This is a genomic window from Azospirillum largimobile (assembly GCF_977007025.2).
In genome coordinates this window covers 338,414-355,893 of sequence record NZ_CDRMUA020000003.1, presented here as the reverse complement: position 1 = coordinate 355,893, position 17,480 = coordinate 338,414, and the positions used below count along the sequence as shown (strand labels likewise).

The window sequence follows — 17,480 nt, the reverse complement described above, 5'->3', positions numbered from 1 at the left end:
CGCCGCTGGGGTGCGGCGGCGGTCCGGTGGGATCAGGCCAGCGCCAGGGCGCTCAGCTTTTCCTTGGTCGGAACGCCTTGGGCGTCCCAGCCGCGGGCACCGTAGTAGAGCGGCAACATTTCAGGCAGGCGGCTGACCGCCCCCTTCGATGGGCCGGTCACGATCGGCTCGCTCAGCAGGCGCGGCGGCAGCGTATCGTCGGCAGCCGTCAGGCCGGCCTTCAGGTTCCACAGCCGCTCCAGGTTCCAGATCCGCTCGCCCGCCTCGATGAAGCTGTCGCCGGTGTAGGAGAAGCCGGTCAGCGCGGTCATCAGCTCGGCGAATTCGGGCGCGCCGATGCCGAAGGTGGTGAACAGGCAGGAGCCGCTCGAATCCAGCGCCGCCGTCAGGTTCTGGAACAGCGCCACCAATTCGGCCTTGCCGTCGATGCTGTCCTTGTCGACCTTCACCGGCACGCCCAGCACTTCGGGGCTGATGGTATAGCCGCGGACATGGCAGCCGCCGCGGTTGTTGGTGGCATAGTTCAGGCCGATGCCCTGCACCGCGCGCGGGTCGTAGGCCGGCATTTCCTGCTTCTTGACGGTCATCGACAGTTCCGGATGGCCGTAGAGGCTCGCCAGCCGGTAGGATCCCAGCGCCAGCTTCTTGCCGAAGCCCTGGCCGAGGCCGGTCAGCCGCACCGCCTCCACCATCGCGTCGGCATTGCCGAAGTCGAGTTCCAGACCTTCGGTGTCGTCACGCGTGATGATGCCGCGGTGGAACAGCTCCATGGCGCAGGCGACCGTGCCGCCCATGGAGATGGTGTCGAGACCGAACTCGTTGCAGTAATAGTTGGCCTTGACCACCGCATCCAGGTCGTCGATCCGGCAATCCGGCCCGAAGCCCCAGGCGGTCTCGTACTCCGGCCCTTCGCCCTCGCCCTTGTATTTGGGATTGCTGACCTTGGTGGCGCGGCCGCAGGAGATGATGCAGGAGAAGCAGCCTTTCGGCCGCTGCAGCTGGTTGGCCGCCAGCGTCTCGCCGCCCACCTTGTCGGCGGTCGGGAAATGTCCGTCCTGGAAGTTGCCGGTCGGCAGTCCGCCCACCGAATTCAGGATGTTGACCAGCACGTTGGTGCCGTAGAGCCGCAGGCCGGTGCCGCCGACCGGATGCTCCTTGATCATGGTGCTGGCCTTGGCGACCGCGGCCAGGAAGGCCTCCTTGTCGGCGACGGTCACGGCGCCGGTGCCGCGCACCACCACCGCCTTCAGGTTCTTGGACCCCATCACCGCGCCGACGCCCGTGCGGCCGGCGGCGCGCTGCATGTCGTTCATGATCGAGGCGATGTAGGACAGCTTCTCGCCCGCCGGGCCGATGCAGGCGATCTTGGCGTCGGCCGCCGTCTCCTCGTTCAGCGCCTCGGTGGTTTCCGGCACGTCCTTGCCCCACAGATGGGAGGCGTCGCGGATTTCCACCTTGTCGTCCTGGATCCACAGATAGACCGGCTTGGCGGCGCGGCCTTCCAGGATCAGCATGTCGTAACCGGCGTATTTCAGCTCCGGACCCCAGGCGCCGCCGGAGTTCGACGCGGCGATGGTGCCGGTCAGCGGACCCTTGGTGACGACGTCGTAGCGCCCGGCCGACGGCGCGAAGGTGCCGGTCATCGGCCCGGAGGCGAAGATCAGCTTGTTCGCCGGCGACAGCGGATCCACCGTGGGATCGACCTCGTCATACATGTATTTGGTGCCCAGCCCGCGGGCGCCGATGTAATCGCGCGCCAAGTCGGGCTTCAGCGCTTCGGTCGTGATCTTGCCGGTGCCGAGATCGACCCGAAGGATTTTTCCAATCCAGCCATGCATGATCAGACCTCCGCGAAGGCGTTCTTGAGCTTGGCGGCGAAGGAGCGCTTGCGCGCCTGCGCCGAGACGGTGTCCTCGACCCACTCAAGCGCGTGGGTGGGGCAAATGGCCGCGCAGGACGGCGCACCGTCGCAAGTGTCGCATTTCAGAATCTGCAGGCTCTGGAAATCCCAGGACGCGCAGCCGAAGGGGCAGGCCTGCACGCACATCTTGCAGCCGATGCACTTTCCGGCATCCAGCTCAACCTGTCCGTTCGCCGGGTTGCGGTGCATGGCCTTGGGCATGCAGACGGCGACGCAGGCGGGGTCCTTGCACTGCTGGCACATCATGGGAACGGAGAAGCCTTCGCGCTCCCACGTATAGACATGGACGCGGGAGGCTTTCGGGCGAAAGCTCCCCTCATGCTCCATGGAACAGGCCAGTTCGCAGTTGCGGCATCCGGTGCATTTGTCCGGATGGATCATCAGCATCATGCTCATGGTCGATGACCTCCTCGATACCGTGACGCGGGCGCCGCTTGCGGTTGGCGGCCGTTCTTGCGCGTCCGGCTCTGGGATGACCCCGGATGGTCCCGCACCCCCGCACGCAATACGGATGGCCGCCACGATGACGGGCGGTCCTATTGCGTCGACAGGGAGGGCGCCGGCATGCGGCGCACGGGATGCGCGGGTGGTGTCCGTCGGGGACCGGTCCGGGGACGATGCCGATCCGTCAGGACGGTTCCCGGCTCAGGGTGGGTGGCAACCGGCGATGACCGCCTCCATCCCGCGGAAGGAGATGTTGGGGAAGAGTAGGCTACGCGCCGTGGTGTCGTTCATAATCTTGGCCCGCTATGATCGGAAAAACATAGGGCCCGTCTGGCGACTTGGTCTGGAAGGCGGGTCTGGCAATCTTTGGAACAGACATGCCAGCTTTATCACGACTTGGCATGCTCCGATATGATTTACATCAACGCGCGCAGAACGATTGCGGTGAAGACTTGATACAATTGGCGGCTGGTCGTTCGGCGGGTGTAATCGATGCATGAACTGTCGCTGTGCGAAAGCATCGTCGCCATGGTGGCGGAAAGCGCCCGCCATGAGGGATTGCACCGGGTCACCCGCGTGACGGTCGACATCGGCGTCGCCTCCGCCATCGATCCGGACGCCCTGCTGTTCTGCTTTCCCATCGTGACGGAGGGGACGGTCGCGGCGGGGGCGGATCTCGTCGTCAACCGCATCGCGCTGAAGGCCCGCTGCGCCGGCTGCGGAACCGACTTCTCCCCGGAAACCCTGATCTCCCCCTGCCCATCTTGCGGCGGCCACGACCGCAGCCTGTCCGCCGGGCGCGACATGCGGGTGGTGTCGTTCGAGGGGGAGTGAGGAATCCGGACAAGAAAAAGGCGCGGCCTTTCGAAAGCCGCGCCCCAGGACACTCAAATTCGAGACAACAGGTTCAAGTCCACCCGATCAGGCGCGCGACAGCAGGCGGTTCTTCTCCACTGCCGCCTGTTCCGTCCGCGCATTGGCGATCACCGCCTTCTGGAGCTTCTCGAAAGCACGCACCTCCAGCTGCCGGACGCGCTCGCGCGAGACGTGGAAGGTCTGGCTCAGCTCCTCCAGCGTCAGCGGCTCGTCACGCAGGCGGCGGGCGACCAGGATCTGGCGCTCGCGTTCGTCCAGCACGCCCAGCCCCAGCTTCAGGAACTGCTGGCGCCGGCGGCGTTCCTCGGAATCGGCAAGCGTCGTCTCCTGGTCGGGACGATCGTCGGCCAGCAGGTCCTGCCATTCGGCATCGCCGTCTTCCGACAACCCGACATTCAGCGAACGGTCGTTGCCCAAGCGGCGGTTCATCTCCACCACCTCGGCCTTCGACACGTTCAGTTCGGTGGCGATGCTCTCCACCGCGTCCGGCGACAGGTCGCCGCTCTCCAGTTCCTGCATCCGCGCCTTCAGGCGGCGCAGGCTGAAGAACAGCTTCTTCTGGCCGGCCGTGGTGCCGATCTTCACCAGCGACCAGTTGTGCAGCACATATTCCTGGATCGCCGCACGCACCCACCAGGACGCATAGGTGGCGAAGCGGAAGCCCTTCGACGGATCGAACTTCTGCGCCGCCTGCATGACGCCCACATTGCCTTCCGCCACCAGATCGGCCAGCGGCAGGCCGTAGCCGAGATAGCCGCGGGCCATCTTGACGACGAGCCGCAGATGGCTGCCGACCAGCTGGTCGAGTGCCGTCGGGTCCTGCTGGTCGTGCCAGCGGACGGTCAGCTCATGCTCCTGCTCGGGCGTCAGGTACTGGTACTTGCGGGCATCCTGCAGATAGAGCTGCATCGGTTCGGCGGAACGGGGCTCGTTGATGCGGGCCCCGGTGGAGTTGGATTGGGTGGTGCGGTTTTGAGCGGTGTGGATTTCGGCGTCTCGCTGCATGGTGTCTCTGTCTCTCCCAGCCGACGGAAACGGCGGCGCAGGGGATTGCCCCCTGCATCGTTCGGGTCGGTCCTGTTGACGTTGGGTTTGTTTGTTCATTGCGTTGCCGGCATTCGACGCTGCCGGACGGCGTGCACCGGTGGCGGTGCTGGATCGTGAAGGGTCCTCTCCAGCCCCGCGGGCAGCGCCGCGACCGGGGAAGGATCGCGGCAGCCGGCACGCCACAGAGCCGGAGAGGAGAGGCAGGGCCACGCCGTTCAGCGCAGCCGAACCGAAGGGAACGGATCGATCACAAAAGAGGAAACCATCCTGTAGGGGCCGGCGCGTTCAACGGCGCAACGGACTCTATATAGGAATTTCGGCAACGGATTAAAGGGGCGCCCAGGTGAATTTTCCTGGCACCTTAGCTTACGCTTGGTCCCGCGTCTGGATTGGCGGGAACCTCGACTGAAATAGGACGGCGCATTGCCGGTTTCAAGCTCATCGCTCTGGCGCGACGCCTCTCATGATCCCTGGAGGAACTTCGTTCGAATTTCGATACGTTTCCATGAATTATCACAGCATGTCTGGCTATATTCCGGTCATCAAACCGCCGCCAACCCAGTTTGCATAGAAATTCAAAGCATAGTCTGCGAATTTTCCCTTTGTGTTATTTTTCGGATGTCACTTGCAGTCGTACCTCTTCTGCGCATACGGTCGTTTCATTTCCAGCATCCACCGACCCGAGGCTAGAGCCGACATGCTTGAAGACATCGTCATCGATACTCCTGTCGACCGGCCGCACACTTCCGGACAAGGCTCCGGCCGTGCGTCGTCCCAGCCTCTGCGCGTCGCGGTGCTGTGGAAGACGCCAAATCTCGGCCTGTATTCGAACGCCGCATTCGACGACCTGTACAACGGCATCGGGCACAACAACGGCAACCTCGCCTTCGTGCATTCGATCTGCAGCCACATCACCAATCCGGTGAAGCATTTCAGCTGGGGCTCCTCGGCCGAGACGCTGCGGAACAATGCCGACATCATCGTCATCCCCTGCGCCAACCAACTGGGCCGCCACACCGATTACGGGCAGATGGCGGAGAATCTGGAAAAGTCGGGCCTGCCGGTCGTCGCCATCGGCCTCGGCGCCCAGGCGAACAGCTATGACCACGACATCGAACTCAGCCCCGGCACGCTGCGCTGGGCCCAGGTGATCGCGGCGTCGAACCCGTCCTCCGCGACCTCCCCCAACATCTACACCCGCGGCGCCTACACCACGGCGCAGCTGGACAAGCTCGGCATCACCGGCTCCCTGCCGGGCGGCTGCCCGTCGCATTTCCTGAACCAGGCTCCGGGCCTGGGCCGCAAGATCCACGCGAACTGGTCGGCTCTCGACCTGCCGCGCTCGATCACGGTGGCCGGCGGCCATCAGGCCTGGGTCAAGACGCGGGAGATCGAACACCAGCTGATCGCCCTGATGATGGACCCGATCGCGCCGGGCCAGTACATCGTCCAGTCGATGGGCGAGATGATCAAGGCCTCCCGCGGCCTGTTCGACGGCATCGACGCGCATGCGCTGAAGGAAATCCATCGCCACACCGTGCCGCACTACTCCTTCGAGGAGTTCAAGGCCTGGTGCCGGAACTACATGCGCTCCTACTATGACGTGCCGGCCTGGATGGATACCCTGCGCCAGCAGGACCTGACCATCGGCTGCCGCTATCACGGCGTCGCCCTGGCGATCCAGGCGGAGCGGATGGGCCTGACGGTGACCATCGACTCCCGCACGCGCGAACTGTGCGAGAACACGGGCGTTCCCTATGTCGATGCCGCCGACCTGACGGCGCCGCTGACCCGCAACCGCCTAAAGTCGCTGATCAGTTTCGATCCCGACGCCTACGACCGCCACCGTGCGGAGTCGGCCACCCGCTACCTGGACTTCCTGGTCGCCAACCGGCTGCAGCCGGCCCCCTTCCTGAAGTCCATCGCCGCCGGCAAGTGACGTCGGCAGTGGCTCCGGCCGAGCGCCGCCGGACTGCGGCGCTCGCGCTATCCCTGGGCCTTGCCTTGATGTCCGGGATGGCGGGAGCGCAGGCGCTGACGGTCAGAAAGGCCGGGGAACCGGAAACGGTCACCGCCTGGCAACGTGACGCCTGTGCGAAGAGCGACGCGCCGGACACCCCGGCGCGCGCCTTCCGCGATGCCGGCGGCACCGTGCATCTGATCGCCTCGCACTCCACCGCGCGGGCCCTCACCGGCCCGTCGCTGGATGCCGTGCGCCCCAACTGCGCCGTCATCTTCCAGGGCCATGGGCAGGACGACCCGCGCCTGCACGACGACCGCAGCTGGATTTCGTCCTTCTACACGCTGGACGGCAGCACGGTGTTCGCGCTGGTCAGCAACGAGTTCCATGCCCAGAAGCGGCGGGCGCTCTGCCCGTCCGGCGAATACATGCGCTGCTGGCGCAACAGCATCACCGCGGCGGTCTCCACCGACGGCGGGGCGAGCTTCCGGCTGAGCGCCGCGCCCCCCGACCACACCGTCGCGACGCTGCCCTATGCCTACAGCGGCGACGCCGGCAAACGCACCGGCTACTTCGCCCCCAGCAACATCGTCCGCCATGGCGACCACTGGTACGCCTTCCTATGGGCCGAACGGTTCGGCGCGCAGAAGCGCGGCGCCTGCCTGATGCGGACCGACAACCTCGCCGATCCGCAATCCTGGCGCGGCTGGGATGGGAAGTCCTTCGCGGTCCGCTTCGTCCGCGACGGACAGACCAGCGACGCGCCGGAAGCCCATCTCTGCGCCCCGGTGGCGCCCGGCACACTGCAAGGCACCGTCCGCAGCGTCGTCCGCCACCGGGCGAGCGGCCAATTCATCGCCACGCTGGCGATGACCCGTGACGGACAGACCGGCATTTGGACCACGACTTCGCCTGACCTGCTCAGCTGGTCGAAGCCGCAGCTGCTGTGGGCTGCACCGTTGCTGTTCCGCTACGGCTGCGGCGATGCCGCCGCCTTCGACTACCCCGCCCTGCTCGATCCCGGCAGCGATAGCCGCAATTTCGAGGATGTTGGCAGGACCGCCTACCTCTACATGACGCGGCTGAACCTGACCGGGTGCAGGATCACCTGGAACCGCGACCTCGTCCGCATGCCGGTCGAGGCACCCAGCCCGTAAAGGAAACGACCCCGGAAATGCAGACGGCCCGCATCCCGGGGAACCCCCGGAATGCAGGCCGTGCAGAAGGCTGGAACCGTAGTCCCCCGGCGGTCAGCGCGCCAGCCAGCCGCCGTCGACCGGCAGGATGGTGCCGTGGATGTAGTCGGCCGCGTCGGAGGCCAGGAACACCGCCGGGCCGCCGATGTCGGACGGCACGCTCCAGCGGCCGGCCGGAATGCGGCCGAGGATCTCGGCGTTCCGCTTCTCGTCGGCGCGCAGGGCGGCGGTGTTGTTGGTGGCGACGTAGCCCGGCGCGATGGCGTTCACGTTGATGCCCTTGCCCGCCCATTCGCAGGCCAGCAGCTTGGTGATGCCGGCGACGCCGCTCTTCGACGCGGTGTAGGAGGGCACGCGGATGCCGCCCTGGAAGGACAGCATGGACGCGATGTTGACGATCTTGCCCTTGCGCCCGTTGTTGATCGCATAGCGGCCGAAGGCCTGGCAGAGGAAGAACACCGTCTTGATGTTGATGTTCATCACCAGGTCCCAGTCGGCCTCGGTGAAGTCCACCGCATCGGCACGACGGATCAGGCCGGCATTGTTGACCAGGATGTCCAGTTGGCCGAGGGTGCCGACCGTCTCCTCAACCAACCCCTGGACCGGGGCGATGCTGGTCAGGTCGGCGTGGATCGCGTGGAACTTGCGGCCGGCGGCCTCGACGAGGCCCTTGGTCTCGTCCAGCGAGACGACGTCGACGGCGGCGATGTCGGCGCCGGCCTGGGCCAGGGCCAGGGCAATGCCCTGGCCGATGCCTGTGTTGGCGCCGGTAACCAGGGCCACCTTACCGGTCAGATCGAAAGGCTTGGTCATGTGTCGCGTCTCCGTTAGCGCATCGAGGCCAGGGGAACCTGGTCCATGTCGTCGAAGGTCTGGTTGTCGCCGCCCATCGCCCAGATGAACGAATAGCTGTGGGTGCCGACGCCGCAATGGATCGACCAGGAGGGCGAGATCACCGCCTGCTCGTTGGCGACCACGATGTGGCGCGTCTGGGTCGGCTCACCCATGAAGTGGAACAGCCGCGCGCTTTCCGGCAGGTCGAAGTAGAAATAGAACTCGCAGCGGCGCTCGTGGGTGTGGCACGGCATGCTATTCCACATGTTGCCGTTTTCCAGCACGGTCAGGCCCATGACCAACTGCGCGGTGCGCACCACGTCGGGGTGGATCATCTGGTAGATGACGCGCTTGTTCCCGGTGGCGGTCTCGCCCAGCGGGCGCTGCTTGGCCTGGGCGGCGGAGATCTTCATGGTCTCGAACCGGGCATGGGCCGGGGTGCTGACCAGATAGAACTTGGCCGGGTTGCTGCTGTCCAGGCTTTCGAAGCGGATGTCGACGCTGCCCATCGCGACATAGAGGGCGTCGCGGGTCTCCAGATCGTAGACGGTCCCGTCGACGGTCACGCGGCCGGCGCCGCCGACGTTGAACAGGCCGAGCTCGCGACGCTCCAGGAAGGTGTCGGACCCGATCTCCTTGGTCGCCACCAGGGCGAGCGGGGCGGAAACCGGCATGGCGCCGCCGGCGATGACGCGGTCGACGTGGCTGTAGGTCAGGACGATGTCGTCGGCCTGGAAGATCGATTCGATCAGGTAACGGTCGCGCAGGGTCTCGGTGTCGTAGGCGCGCGCGTCGGCCGGATGGGTGTCGTACCGGGTGGTGATCTTCATGATGGCGTTCCTCTGAAGGCGGGCGGCGATTGTGTCGTCGGACCCGTTTGAAGTCGGGCGGTCCCGGCGGCGGCGAACCGCTGCCGGGACTGCGTTGGTGCTTTACTCGGCGGCGGCGACCTGCGCCGTCTGGACGCCCTTGGCGGCTTCGGCGGCCTGGTAGCGGGGCGACAGCACACCGAAGCGGCGGGCCCACCAGGCGGTCAGCGGCGGCGTCAGCAGGGCGGTGACGACCACGCTGGTGGCGACCAGGGCCGTGGCGGCCGGGGCGGACGGGGCGAAGGACGGCTCGATCGAGGCGATGATCGGCGGGACGGTGACGGCCGCACCGGCGGTGGAGGCGGCACCGATGCCGGCCGTGCCGTTGCCCTTGGCCAGGAAGATGTCGGCCAGGACCAGCGTCGTGCCGGTGACGACGATCACGGCGACGCCCAGGACGATGCCCAGCAGGCCGGTGTTCAGGATCGTCGTGAAGTTCAGGTTGTTGCCCAGCGCAAAGGCGAAGAAGGGAACCATGACGCCCACGCCCTGGGTGAAGAAGGCACGCAGATCCTTGTCCAGGTTACCCAGCGCGAAGCCGATGACGAAGGGCAGCAGGGCGCCGACCATGGTCTGCCACGGGAAGACGGCCAGACCGGCGATGCCCAGCGTGACCATGGTCATGAACGGGCCCGATTCGAGGCACATCAGGCAGAAGGCGCCGGCTTCCTCCTTGGTGCCGTACTGCTGCATCAGCGCCATGTACATGCCGCCGTTGGTGTCGTTCATCGCGGCGATGATCGCCAGGACCGACAGGCCGGTCAGGAAGCCGGATGAGATGCCCTCGGTCGGGATGAACCAGGAGGCGACGACGCCGGCCAGCGCCGCGGTGATGATCTTCACCGAAACCAGGACGCCGCTCTTTCGCAGGACCAGCGGAGTGGCCTTCAGGCTGATGCTGGCGCCGATGCAGAAGAACCAGACCGACAGGATCGGCAGCGTGCCGGTGATCAGCCCGTTGGTGAAGGAGCCGAAGAACTTGCCGGTGTTCGGGGCGAAGGTGTTCAGGCACGCACCGAGGAACAGTGGAACGATCATCATCCCGCCGGGGATGCTGTCTATGCGCTTCTTGATGTTCATGACGCTAGGCTCCTGAAATGCCCGCTCGGGGTTTGCGCCGGGAGCGCGCGGCTCGCTGGCCGCGTTGTGTTCGTGTGTACTAGTATACTAGTACGCAGCGCTGCGAAAGACCTTGATATGGATCAATTCGGATTTTTCGCAGGAACACGGGCAAAGGCAGGGGCGACAGGGGCGCGGAAACGGTTGCGGCCGCGCCCTTCAGGCGTCGCAGATGGTCAGGCCAGCAACTCCGCCAACTCCACACCCCGCTCCCGGCCCAGGCTGTCCAGCATCGCCAGGGTGGCGCCGTCGAGCGGGATGCCGTCGGCCAGCCGCTGCCGGCGGGTGCGGCTTTCCGGCTCGCCCGGCAGCTGGATGGAGTCGGCACCGGGTGCGGTGGGCGTGTCGCGGATATAGGCGACCAGATCGTCGAGATCCGCGGCCCACTGGGCATTGCCGCCGCGTGCGGGGTCGAAGACGATGGCGAACATGTTGTTCATCACCCGGCCGGAATCCTGGTGCGACGGCGTGCCCGGCATCGCCGACGCCAGTGCTCCGGCCAGCACGTCGCACATCAGCGACAGGCCGAAGCCCTTGTGGCCGCCCAGCGGCAGCAGCGCGCCGGAGGGATCCTGGAACATCACGCCGGGATCGCGCGTGGGGTTGCCTTGCTGGTCGAGCAGCAGGCCGGGCGCCATCTCCTGCCCCTTGCCCATGGCGACCCGGCATTTGCCGACGGCCACGGCGCTGGTTGCGAAATCCAGGATCAGGGCCGGAGTCGCCTGCGTGGCCGGGATGGCGATGCAGATCGGATTGGTGCCCAGCCGCGGCCGGGTGCCGTCATGCGGCGCCACCGCCGGGCGGGTGACGACATTGACGAAGGCCATGGCGACAAGGCCCGCATCGCTGCACTGCTCGCCATAGGAGCCGACGCGGCCGATGTGATGGCTGTCACGCAGGGACAGCACCGCCAGCCCGTCCCGCCGTGCCCGCTGGATGGCGAGGTCCGTCGCCTCCCGCGCGATCACCTGACCATAGCCGCTGCCGCCCGCGACCGACAGGAAGGGCCCCGTCTCGCCGATCACGGTCGCGTGCTGGTTGGGGCGGAGCAATCCGGCGGCGATGGCCGGCATATACATGGCGAGCATGCCGACGCCATGGCTGTCATGCCCACGCAGGTTCGCCTCGACCAGATGGTCGGCCACCACCCTCGCCTCCTCCGCCTCGCTGCCGGCAGCCCGCAGCAGGCGGCGCACGGCCTCGGCCAACTTATCGGCCTGCACCGGCCGGATGCTGGTCCCATAGACGCCGGCATTGAAGGATGCCGCCGCGGCGAAGGGGTCCGTTTTTATCTCAGTCATCATCTGCCTTCCCGACCGGCGACCGCCGCCACCGGGCGACGGCCCCATTTCAGGTCCCTATTTGGTCCCGGCTTCACAACCGGAACAAGGGCGGAAATGGGAGGGCAGAAATACACCTGGGCTGGCTCCCGGCGGCCTGTACCGCCGGGAGCGCATCCTCTTCTGGTCAGGCCGCGTTGACCTCGGCCACGAAGCGGCGGACCTCGTCCTTCAGACGCTCCGACTGCTCCGACACGCTCTCCACGCTGGTGGACACCAAGCGCATCCGCTCGCTGGTGGTGGTCATGGTCGCCGACAGCGAACCGACGCTGCTGGTGACCTGACGGGAATTGTCGGCGGCCGTGCGGGCATTGGCGAAGATTTGGTGGGTCGCCGCCTCCTGCTGCTGCACGGCCGACGCCACCTCGCCGTTCAGGGCGCTGAGGTTGGTGATCAGGCTGGCAATGCCCTCGATGGCGCCGATGGCGTTGGCGGTCGCCGCGCGGATGGCCCCCACCTGCGACTGGATGTCCTCGGTCGCCTTGGCGGTCTGGGTGGCGAGGCTCTTCACCTCGCTCGCCACGACGGCGAAGCCCTTGCCGGCCTCGCCGGCACGTGCCGCCTCGATGGTGGCGTTCAGCGCCAGCAGGTTGGTCTGGCCGGCGATGGAGTTGATCAGTTCCACCACCGCGCCGATCTGCTCGGCGGCGGACGCGAGACCGGTGACGATGCCCGTGGTGTTGGACGTCTCCGTCACCGCGCGGGATGCGGTCTGGGCGGCGCTTTCCACCTGACGGCTGATGGCGGCGATGGACCCGCGCAGCTCCTCACTGGCGAGAGCGGCCGACTCGACGCTGTCGGACGCGCCCTGGGCGGCGCCTGCGGCGGCATGCGCCTGATCGGTGGTGCTGGCGGCGTCGTTGCTGAGGGCAGCGGTGCGCTCGTGCAGGGCGACGGTGGTGGTGCTGAGCGTCGCCACGACCTCGTCCATCGCGCGGGCGAACTCGGCGGCGCGGGCGGACAGGCGCTCGCGCTGGACGTCGCGGGCGGCGCGGTCCAGTTCGGCGCGCTGGCTCTCGTCGCGGGCGGTCTGCAGGGTGGTGGCGAGGCCGGCAACGGCGCGGGCCATGTCGCCGATCTCGTCTGGGCGGTCGGCATGAGGCACGGTGACGGTCAGGTCGCCGCCGCCGATGCGGCCCAGCACGTCGCGGACCGCCAGCAGCGGACGCGACAGGCCGCGCGAGACCCAGATGCCGATGCCGACGCTGATCGCCAGCAGCAGCAGGGTGACGCCCAGTTCACGCAGGGCACGGGCCTGGAATTCCGCGTCGACGTCGTCGGTGTAGACGCCGGTGCCGATCATCCACTGCCAGGGCTGGTAGCCGGTGGCGTAGGCGATCTTCGGCGACGGATCGGCGGTGTCGGTGCGCTTGTGGCGGAAGGCGACGAAGCCGCCGCCGGCCTTGGCCGCGTCCGTCATTTGCACGTTGAAAGGAACGCCGTCGGGATCCTTCAGGTTCAGCAGGTTCTTGCCCTCGACCTGCGGGCGCAGGCCATGGACCAGGCTGACACCGGCATAGTCATAGACGAAGAAATACTCGCCGTTGCCATAGCGCATGGCTCGCACGGCATTGCGGGCAAGCTCCTGCGCTTCGCCGCGCTGCAACTTGCCGGCCTTCTCCTGTTCGCCGTACAGGGCGATCACGGAGGATGCGGCGTCGACCATCTCCTTCACCTTGGCCTTGCGCTGTTCGATCAGGTTCGTGCGCATTCCCGTCAGGTGGACGGTGGCGCCGGCAAGCGTGCTGAGCAGCGCCACGCCGAACACCAGCAGCATCAGCCGCGTACCAATCTTGAGCTTCATCACGCCCTTCTCCTCAGTCCTGATCCACGCGGCACCGCAAGGCATCCACGCATCGTTCGAATTGGTTGGTCTGTTGGTCGTCTTCGCTCAGGCCGTGCATCCGGCCAGTCTCTCCAGTTGGTCGCAGCGCCACCGCCCCGGTCCGCCCGGCGGGACGGACAGGCGGGTGAAGGCCACGACCTCGCAATTTTCCAGCTCCACCCCCGGCCGGCCGGCCAGACGGTGCAGCAGGATGCGGCCGATCCCCTTGCTGCCGACCAGCAGCGGCCGGCGGGCCAGCAGGTCGGCGGCCGGATTCGCAGGCGAGGTGGCGAGTTCCTCCACCCCGTCGAGGACGCGCGCGGCGAACGCGCCCTCGCTCTCCCCGCCCGGCGGGGTTTCACCTGCGGCGAACCAGGGCCGGGTCAGATCGATCGGCAGCCCGTTCCACTCCCCCAGCCGGCGCTCGCGCAGCCAGTCGCGGGAGAGAAGCGGGACGCCCAGCGCCTCGGCAAACAGGGCGCCGGTGACCGCGGTGCGTCGCAGCGGACCGGCGATCACGAGGCCGCAGTCGTGCCCTTGGGCGCGGAAGCGCTCCGCCGCCCGGCGGGCCTGTTCGATGCCTTGTTCGGTCAACGCGACGTCGCGGTCGCCGCCGCAACGCACGCCGCGGCGGTTGTCCTCGGTCTGGCCGTGGCGCACGAAATGAAAGCGGTCGGTCATCGCCAGCCCCCTTACCGGAACAGGATGCGGTCGGCGCCCGCGGTCCATCCGAGGGTGCTTTCCGCCGGCCAGCCACGGGGGGCCGCCATCCAGCGGCGCAGGGCATCGATGTGCAGCGGATCGCTCAGCGTCGGGGTATGGCCGACGTCCGGCACATGGACGACGCTGACCCGCGGCTTCTCCATCATCCGCGCGATGGTGGACTCTTGCAGGGCGTCGCTCATCATACCGTGGACCAGCAGCACCGGGCAGGATACCCGCTGCCAGTCGTCCCACTGGTCGTGGTCCTGGGCGGCGCCGTCGCGGTAGCATTGCAGCGCGCGGATGTCGTGGCGGTAGACGCGGCCGCCATTCTCCTCCGACCAGCGGGTCTGGTGGAAGCTGTTGTGCAGAAGCACGGTGTCGTCCACCGGCCCGTCGTTCTTCTGGGCGGCGCCGGTGCGGTGGAACAATTGGGCCGGATGGCGGAAGACATAGTGGCGGGCGACCGACTCGGCGCGGCGGCGGCGGCGCTCGTTCGGGATGAAGGGACCGATGTCGTTGAGGATCAGGCCATCGACCAGCTCCGGCGCCTCGGCCGCCACCCGCATGGCGACGTTGCCGCCGAGCGAGGAGCCGAGCAGCGTCACCGACCCCAGCCGCTTGTGCCGGATCAGCGCCATCACCTGGGCGACGTTGCCGTCGAAGCTGTAGTCCGACTGTTCCGCCAGCCAGCCGCTGCGGCCGCGCCCCGCCCAGTCCAGGCACAGGACGTGGTAATGGCGCGACAGGGCACGGGCGATGTAGTCGAAGCGCCGGGCCGAATTGGCGATGCCGCCGAGGCAGATCAGCGCCGGATTCTGCGGGCTGCCCCATTCCGTGTAGGCGAGGCGGATGCTGTAGTCGGTACGCAACCGCTCCACCGTGCCGGGCTGCAGCTCGGCGCTGTGGGTGTAGTCGAAATGGCGCAAGCTGTGGCCGGCCCCGATCAGCGGCTCGATCACCCGCATGATCGTCTCGTAGGTCTTCCAATTGATCTCTTCGGCCGATCCGATGCCGAGCGCGTCCAGCGTGGCGCGCAGCGCCTCCATCGCACGGCCATGACGGCCATCGGCTGGAAGGGTCTGGCCGCCGCAGAGCGGCGGTGCCGGCATGGCGCGAAGGGGCTCCACGAGCATCTGGTCAGGCATGGGCGTCTTCGCCTCCGTGATAGATGGGTGGGGGATCGATAAATGCGGAGATGGCAAGCGGGTCGCCGTGGTCATGGGGCCGCGCCCTCTCCGGCCGGCCGTGATGCGGGGGCTGCGGCCGGGGCCAGCAGGAACACCGCGCAGAAGGCCGTGCCGCACAGCATGCCCAGCACGCCCAGCGTCACCAGCGCCGCCTGAATCCCGAATTGGTCGGCGGCGGCGGCGGCCAGCAGCGGGCCCGCCACCGATCCGCCCCGCTCCAGCAGGCGGTAGACGGCGAAGACGCTCGAGTCGCCCATGCGGGCGCATTCCGTACGGCAGACCTCCGGCACCAGGGCCAGCTGGGTCGCGTTGTTCAGGGCGTGGGCGACACCCAATGCCGCGATGCCGGCCAGGATGCCCGGAACGCCGGGGTCCTGAAGGACTGCCAGCGTGCCCGCCCCGCCGACCAATCCGCCGATCCCGGCGAGCAGGGCATGGCGGCCGGTGCGGTCGGCCAGCCGCGACACCCATGGACCGAGCAGCACGATGATCAGCCCGTATGTCATCATCAGCCGGCCGATCCCCGCCGGCGTCTCGCCTGCCGCATGGAGGGAGACCGGAACCAGATAGAAGAGGTAGCCGGTCAGCATCAGCTTCGTCGGCACCGACGAGAACAGCAGCAGGGCGACGAAGCGCGGGTTGGCGAGCAGGCCGCCCACGTCGCCCAGGCGGAAGCGGCGGTTCTGCGCCCGCTCCACCCGGTCGGCCGGAAGCAGGGTCGCGGCGGCGGCGGCGGCGGCCAGCGCCAACAGGGCCGAGGCTGCGAAGGTGGCGCGATAGCCGAGAAGGTCGGCGAGGACACCGCCCAGCGGCGCGCCACACAGGCCGGCGACGATCACGGCGGCGACGAACTGCGCCATGCCGCGCGCCCGCTGACCGGCCGGGGTGTGGCGGGCGATGAAGCCCTGCGCGCCGATGAACATCACGGCATAGCCGAGCGCGCAGGCGCTGCGCCACAGCAGCAGTTCTGTCAGCGACCCCGCCAGCGCCGTCCCGGCGAAGCCCGCGACCGCCGGCAGGGTGCCGAGCAGCAGGGTGCGGCGGCTCCCGAACCGGTCGGCCCAGGCGCCGGCGAAGGGGGTGAAGACCGCGACCAGCGCCATGAACAGCCCGATCGGCAGCCCCATCATCAGGGTTTCCGACAGGCCGGGCACCGGCGTGTAAAGCTCGCGCACGTAGAGCGGCAGGAAGGCGCGCGACAGCTCTTCCGCCAGCATGAACAGGAACAGCGCGGCGCGCATTCCCGCCACCGCCGACGCGGGTTCCGATGCCTGTGCCGGTGCCGGGCGGCGCGGCGCGGCGGCAAGCAGGAGCAGAGCCTCGAACACCAGCAGAAGCGAGACAAGCAGCAGAACGGCGCCATCAAAGAGGATGCCGCGCAGCGCCTCGGCCGGCAGCACGGAGGTCAGCTGCGGCAGCACCCCGGCCGCGAAGGCGATCAGGGCCGTCGCCACCATCATGATGGCGCGCAAGGGCGTGGCTCCGGCCGCGCGCAGCAAGGCCGGAGCCCACAGGGCCGACAACGCCACCGCAGCCGAAACTGCGGCGGCAACTGTCATCAAACGATCACGAACGACATTGAGCACAACCTGTGCGGCATTGGGCTCAATTGTCGAGGCATAGCTTACATAAAATTTAGCACAAACCAGAAAAGACAGGATGACGAGGCTAATTGCTGTGATGACAGGCAGAGTCACGCGCGGACGTGCGACCGAATTTGGTTGCATAGGCAGCTCCAGACACACAACCGCTTTCAGGAAGTGTGTTGGAGGCTAAATCGTAACTCCAAAGAATTGGTAAACCGAAATTGCATCGGAAATAAATGTTTCCTCCGGATTGTTGCATATCCGTGTATGCATTTTGTTCAGATCACTGATACTGAAGATCTTCGGTAAAATGCCGACGGATACTCGCGGAGATAGGGAACAACTACTTCGTTATGTGAATAGCGACCGTTTTCTTGTCTGCGATACAGCACATACCAAAGCAACCGCGATCCCCATCGTCCAAGGACAAATGGCGGTTGCAGTGCAGCACGGGCCTTTCGACGCTATTTCAGATTGGGGTGCAGCCATCGCCGCCACGCAAAGTGGGTCCATCGGTCTTTCGTGCAGGGCAATTAGCACCAAGCCCGCATACCAAAATTGCAGGGAAAAA

General features: G+C 67.1%; 14 protein-coding genes. 3 read left to right on the top strand and 11 right to left on the bottom strand.

What is annotated here, in order from left to right; translation table 11 throughout:
- Nucleotides 1-32: 32 nt before the first annotated feature.
- Both ACWPKK_RS19230 and ACWPKK_RS19225 read right to left on the bottom strand, forming a co-directional pair.
- On the bottom strand, nt 33-1,838 hold the full coding sequence (locus ACWPKK_RS19230; RefSeq protein ID WP_452007295.1) for an aldehyde ferredoxin oxidoreductase family protein: 1,806 nt from the start codon (nt 1,836-1,838) through the stop codon (nt 33-35).
- A gap of 2 nt (nt 1,839-1,840) precedes the next feature.
- On the bottom strand, nt 1,841-2,317 hold the full coding sequence (locus ACWPKK_RS19225) for a 4Fe-4S dicluster domain-containing protein (protein WP_310116213.1): 477 nt from the start codon (nt 2,315-2,317) through the stop codon (nt 1,841-1,843).
- A gap of 540 nt (nt 2,318-2,857) precedes the next feature.
- Here ACWPKK_RS19225 and hypA point away from each other — a divergent pair.
- Nucleotides 2,858-3,199, top strand: coding sequence for a hydrogenase maturation nickel metallochaperone HypA (gene hypA, locus ACWPKK_RS19220; protein ID WP_452007293.1), 342 nt, complete (start codon nt 2,858-2,860; stop codon nt 3,197-3,199).
- Nucleotides 3,200-3,286: 87 nt separating this feature from the next.
- Here hypA and rpoH read toward each other — a convergent pair whose 3' ends face one another.
- On the bottom strand, nt 3,287-4,150 hold the full coding sequence (rpoH, locus tag ACWPKK_RS19215; protein ID WP_452008211.1) for an RNA polymerase sigma factor RpoH: 864 nt from the start codon (nt 4,148-4,150) through the stop codon (nt 3,287-3,289).
- An 835-nt stretch (nt 4,151-4,985) separates the two neighbouring features.
- Between rpoH and ACWPKK_RS19210 the strand changes: the two genes are divergently transcribed.
- Together ACWPKK_RS19210 and ACWPKK_RS19205 are read left to right on the top strand one after the other, a co-directional pair.
- A complete protein-coding gene (locus tag ACWPKK_RS19210) occupies nt 4,986-6,227 on the top strand; it encodes a polysaccharide pyruvyl transferase family protein (RefSeq protein WP_452007291.1) in 1,242 nt (413 codons plus the stop codon).
- A 77-nt stretch (nt 6,228-6,304) separates the two neighbouring features.
- The gene (locus ACWPKK_RS19205; protein WP_452007289.1) at nt 6,305-7,405 is read left to right on the top strand and encodes a hypothetical protein; all 1,101 of its coding nucleotides are present in this window, start codon (nt 6,305-6,307) and stop codon (nt 7,403-7,405) included.
- Nucleotides 7,406-7,498: 93 nt separating this feature from the next.
- On the opposite strand, the gene kduD is transcribed toward ACWPKK_RS19205, so the two are convergent.
- From kduD to ACWPKK_RS19165, 8 genes are all read right to left on the bottom strand, one after another.
- Nucleotides 7,499-8,257 carry a 2-dehydro-3-deoxy-D-gluconate 5-dehydrogenase KduD gene (kduD, locus tag ACWPKK_RS19200; RefSeq protein WP_310116208.1) on the bottom strand — a complete coding sequence of 253 codons (759 nt, stop codon included), beginning with the start codon at nt 8,255-8,257 and terminating at the stop codon, nt 7,499-7,501.
- 14 nt (nt 8,258-8,271) lie between these two features.
- Nucleotides 8,272-9,108 (bottom strand): 5-dehydro-4-deoxy-D-glucuronate isomerase, encoded by an 837-nt coding sequence (gene kduI / locus ACWPKK_RS19195; RefSeq protein ID WP_452007286.1) that lies wholly within the window; start codon nt 9,106-9,108, stop codon nt 8,272-8,274.
- A 102-nt stretch (nt 9,109-9,210) separates the two neighbouring features.
- Complete coding sequence (gene kdgT, locus ACWPKK_RS19190; RefSeq protein WP_324870749.1) at nt 9,211-10,227, bottom strand: 2-keto-3-deoxygluconate transporter; 1,017 nt, start codon at nt 10,225-10,227, stop codon at nt 9,211-9,213.
- Nucleotides 10,228-10,442: 215 nt separating this feature from the next.
- Complete coding sequence (locus ACWPKK_RS19185; RefSeq protein ID WP_452007284.1) at nt 10,443-11,570, bottom strand: malate/lactate/ureidoglycolate dehydrogenase; 1,128 nt, start codon at nt 11,568-11,570, stop codon at nt 10,443-10,445.
- A gap of 163 nt (nt 11,571-11,733) precedes the next feature.
- On the bottom strand, nt 11,734-13,410 hold the full coding sequence (locus ACWPKK_RS19180; RefSeq protein ID WP_452007282.1) for a methyl-accepting chemotaxis protein: 1,677 nt from the start codon (nt 13,408-13,410) through the stop codon (nt 11,734-11,736).
- An 87-nt stretch (nt 13,411-13,497) separates the two neighbouring features.
- Nucleotides 13,498-14,112: a histidine phosphatase family protein gene (locus tag ACWPKK_RS19175; RefSeq protein WP_324870746.1), complete on the bottom strand. Its 615-nt coding sequence runs from the start codon at nt 14,110-14,112 to the stop codon at nt 13,498-13,500.
- A gap of 11 nt (nt 14,113-14,123) precedes the next feature.
- Complete coding sequence (locus tag ACWPKK_RS19170; RefSeq protein ID WP_452007279.1) at nt 14,124-15,281, bottom strand: alpha/beta fold hydrolase; 1,158 nt, start codon at nt 15,279-15,281, stop codon at nt 14,124-14,126.
- Between the two features lie 71 nt (nt 15,282-15,352).
- The gene (locus ACWPKK_RS19165) at nt 15,353-16,882 is read right to left on the bottom strand and encodes an MFS transporter (protein WP_452007277.1); all 1,530 of its coding nucleotides are present in this window, start codon (nt 16,880-16,882) and stop codon (nt 15,353-15,355) included.
- Between the last annotated feature and the right edge of the window lie 598 nt (nt 16,883-17,480).

What these genes read in the sequence shown, in the direction of transcription:
- kdgT (WP_324870749.1), bottom strand. Translation starts at nt 10,227, where the DNA reads ATGAACATCAAGAAGCGCATAGACAGCATCCCCGGCGGGATGATGATC.
- ACWPKK_RS19180 (WP_452007282.1), bottom strand. Translation starts at nt 13,410, where the DNA reads ATGAAGCTCAAGATTGGTACGCGGCTGATGCTGCTGGTGTTCGGCGTG.
- ACWPKK_RS19175 (WP_324870746.1), bottom strand. Translation starts at nt 14,112, where the DNA reads ATGACCGACCGCTTTCATTTCGTGCGCCACGGCCAGACCGAGGACAAC.
- rpoH (WP_452008211.1), bottom strand. Translation starts at nt 4,150, where the DNA reads ATGCAGCTCTATCTGCAGGATGCCCGCAAGTACCAGTACCTGACGCCC.
- kduI (WP_452007286.1), bottom strand. Translation starts at nt 9,108, where the DNA reads ATGAAGATCACCACCCGGTACGACACCCATCCGGCCGACGCGCGCGCC.
- ACWPKK_RS19225 (WP_310116213.1), bottom strand. Translation starts at nt 2,317, where the DNA reads ATGAGCATGATGCTGATGATCCATCCGGACAAATGCACCGGATGCCGC.
- ACWPKK_RS19205 (WP_452007289.1), top strand. Translation starts at nt 6,305, where the DNA reads ATGGCGGGAGCGCAGGCGCTGACGGTCAGAAAGGCCGGGGAACCGGAA.
- ACWPKK_RS19170 (WP_452007279.1), bottom strand. Translation starts at nt 15,281, where the DNA reads ATGCCTGACCAGATGCTCGTGGAGCCCCTTCGCGCCATGCCGGCACCG.
- ACWPKK_RS19165 (WP_452007277.1), bottom strand. Translation starts at nt 16,882, where the DNA reads ATGACAGTTGCCGCCGCAGTTTCGGCTGCGGTGGCGTTGTCGGCCCTG.
- kduD (WP_310116208.1), bottom strand. Translation starts at nt 8,257, where the DNA reads ATGACCAAGCCTTTCGATCTGACCGGTAAGGTGGCCCTGGTTACCGGC.
- ACWPKK_RS19185 (WP_452007284.1), bottom strand. Translation starts at nt 11,570, where the DNA reads ATGATGACTGAGATAAAAACGGACCCCTTCGCCGCGGCGGCATCCTTC.
- hypA (WP_452007293.1), top strand. Translation starts at nt 2,858, where the DNA reads ATGCATGAACTGTCGCTGTGCGAAAGCATCGTCGCCATGGTGGCGGAA.
- ACWPKK_RS19230 (WP_452007295.1), bottom strand. Translation starts at nt 1,838, where the DNA reads ATGCATGGCTGGATTGGAAAAATCCTTCGGGTCGATCTCGGCACCGGC.
- ACWPKK_RS19210 (WP_452007291.1), top strand. Translation starts at nt 4,986, where the DNA reads ATGCTTGAAGACATCGTCATCGATACTCCTGTCGACCGGCCGCACACT.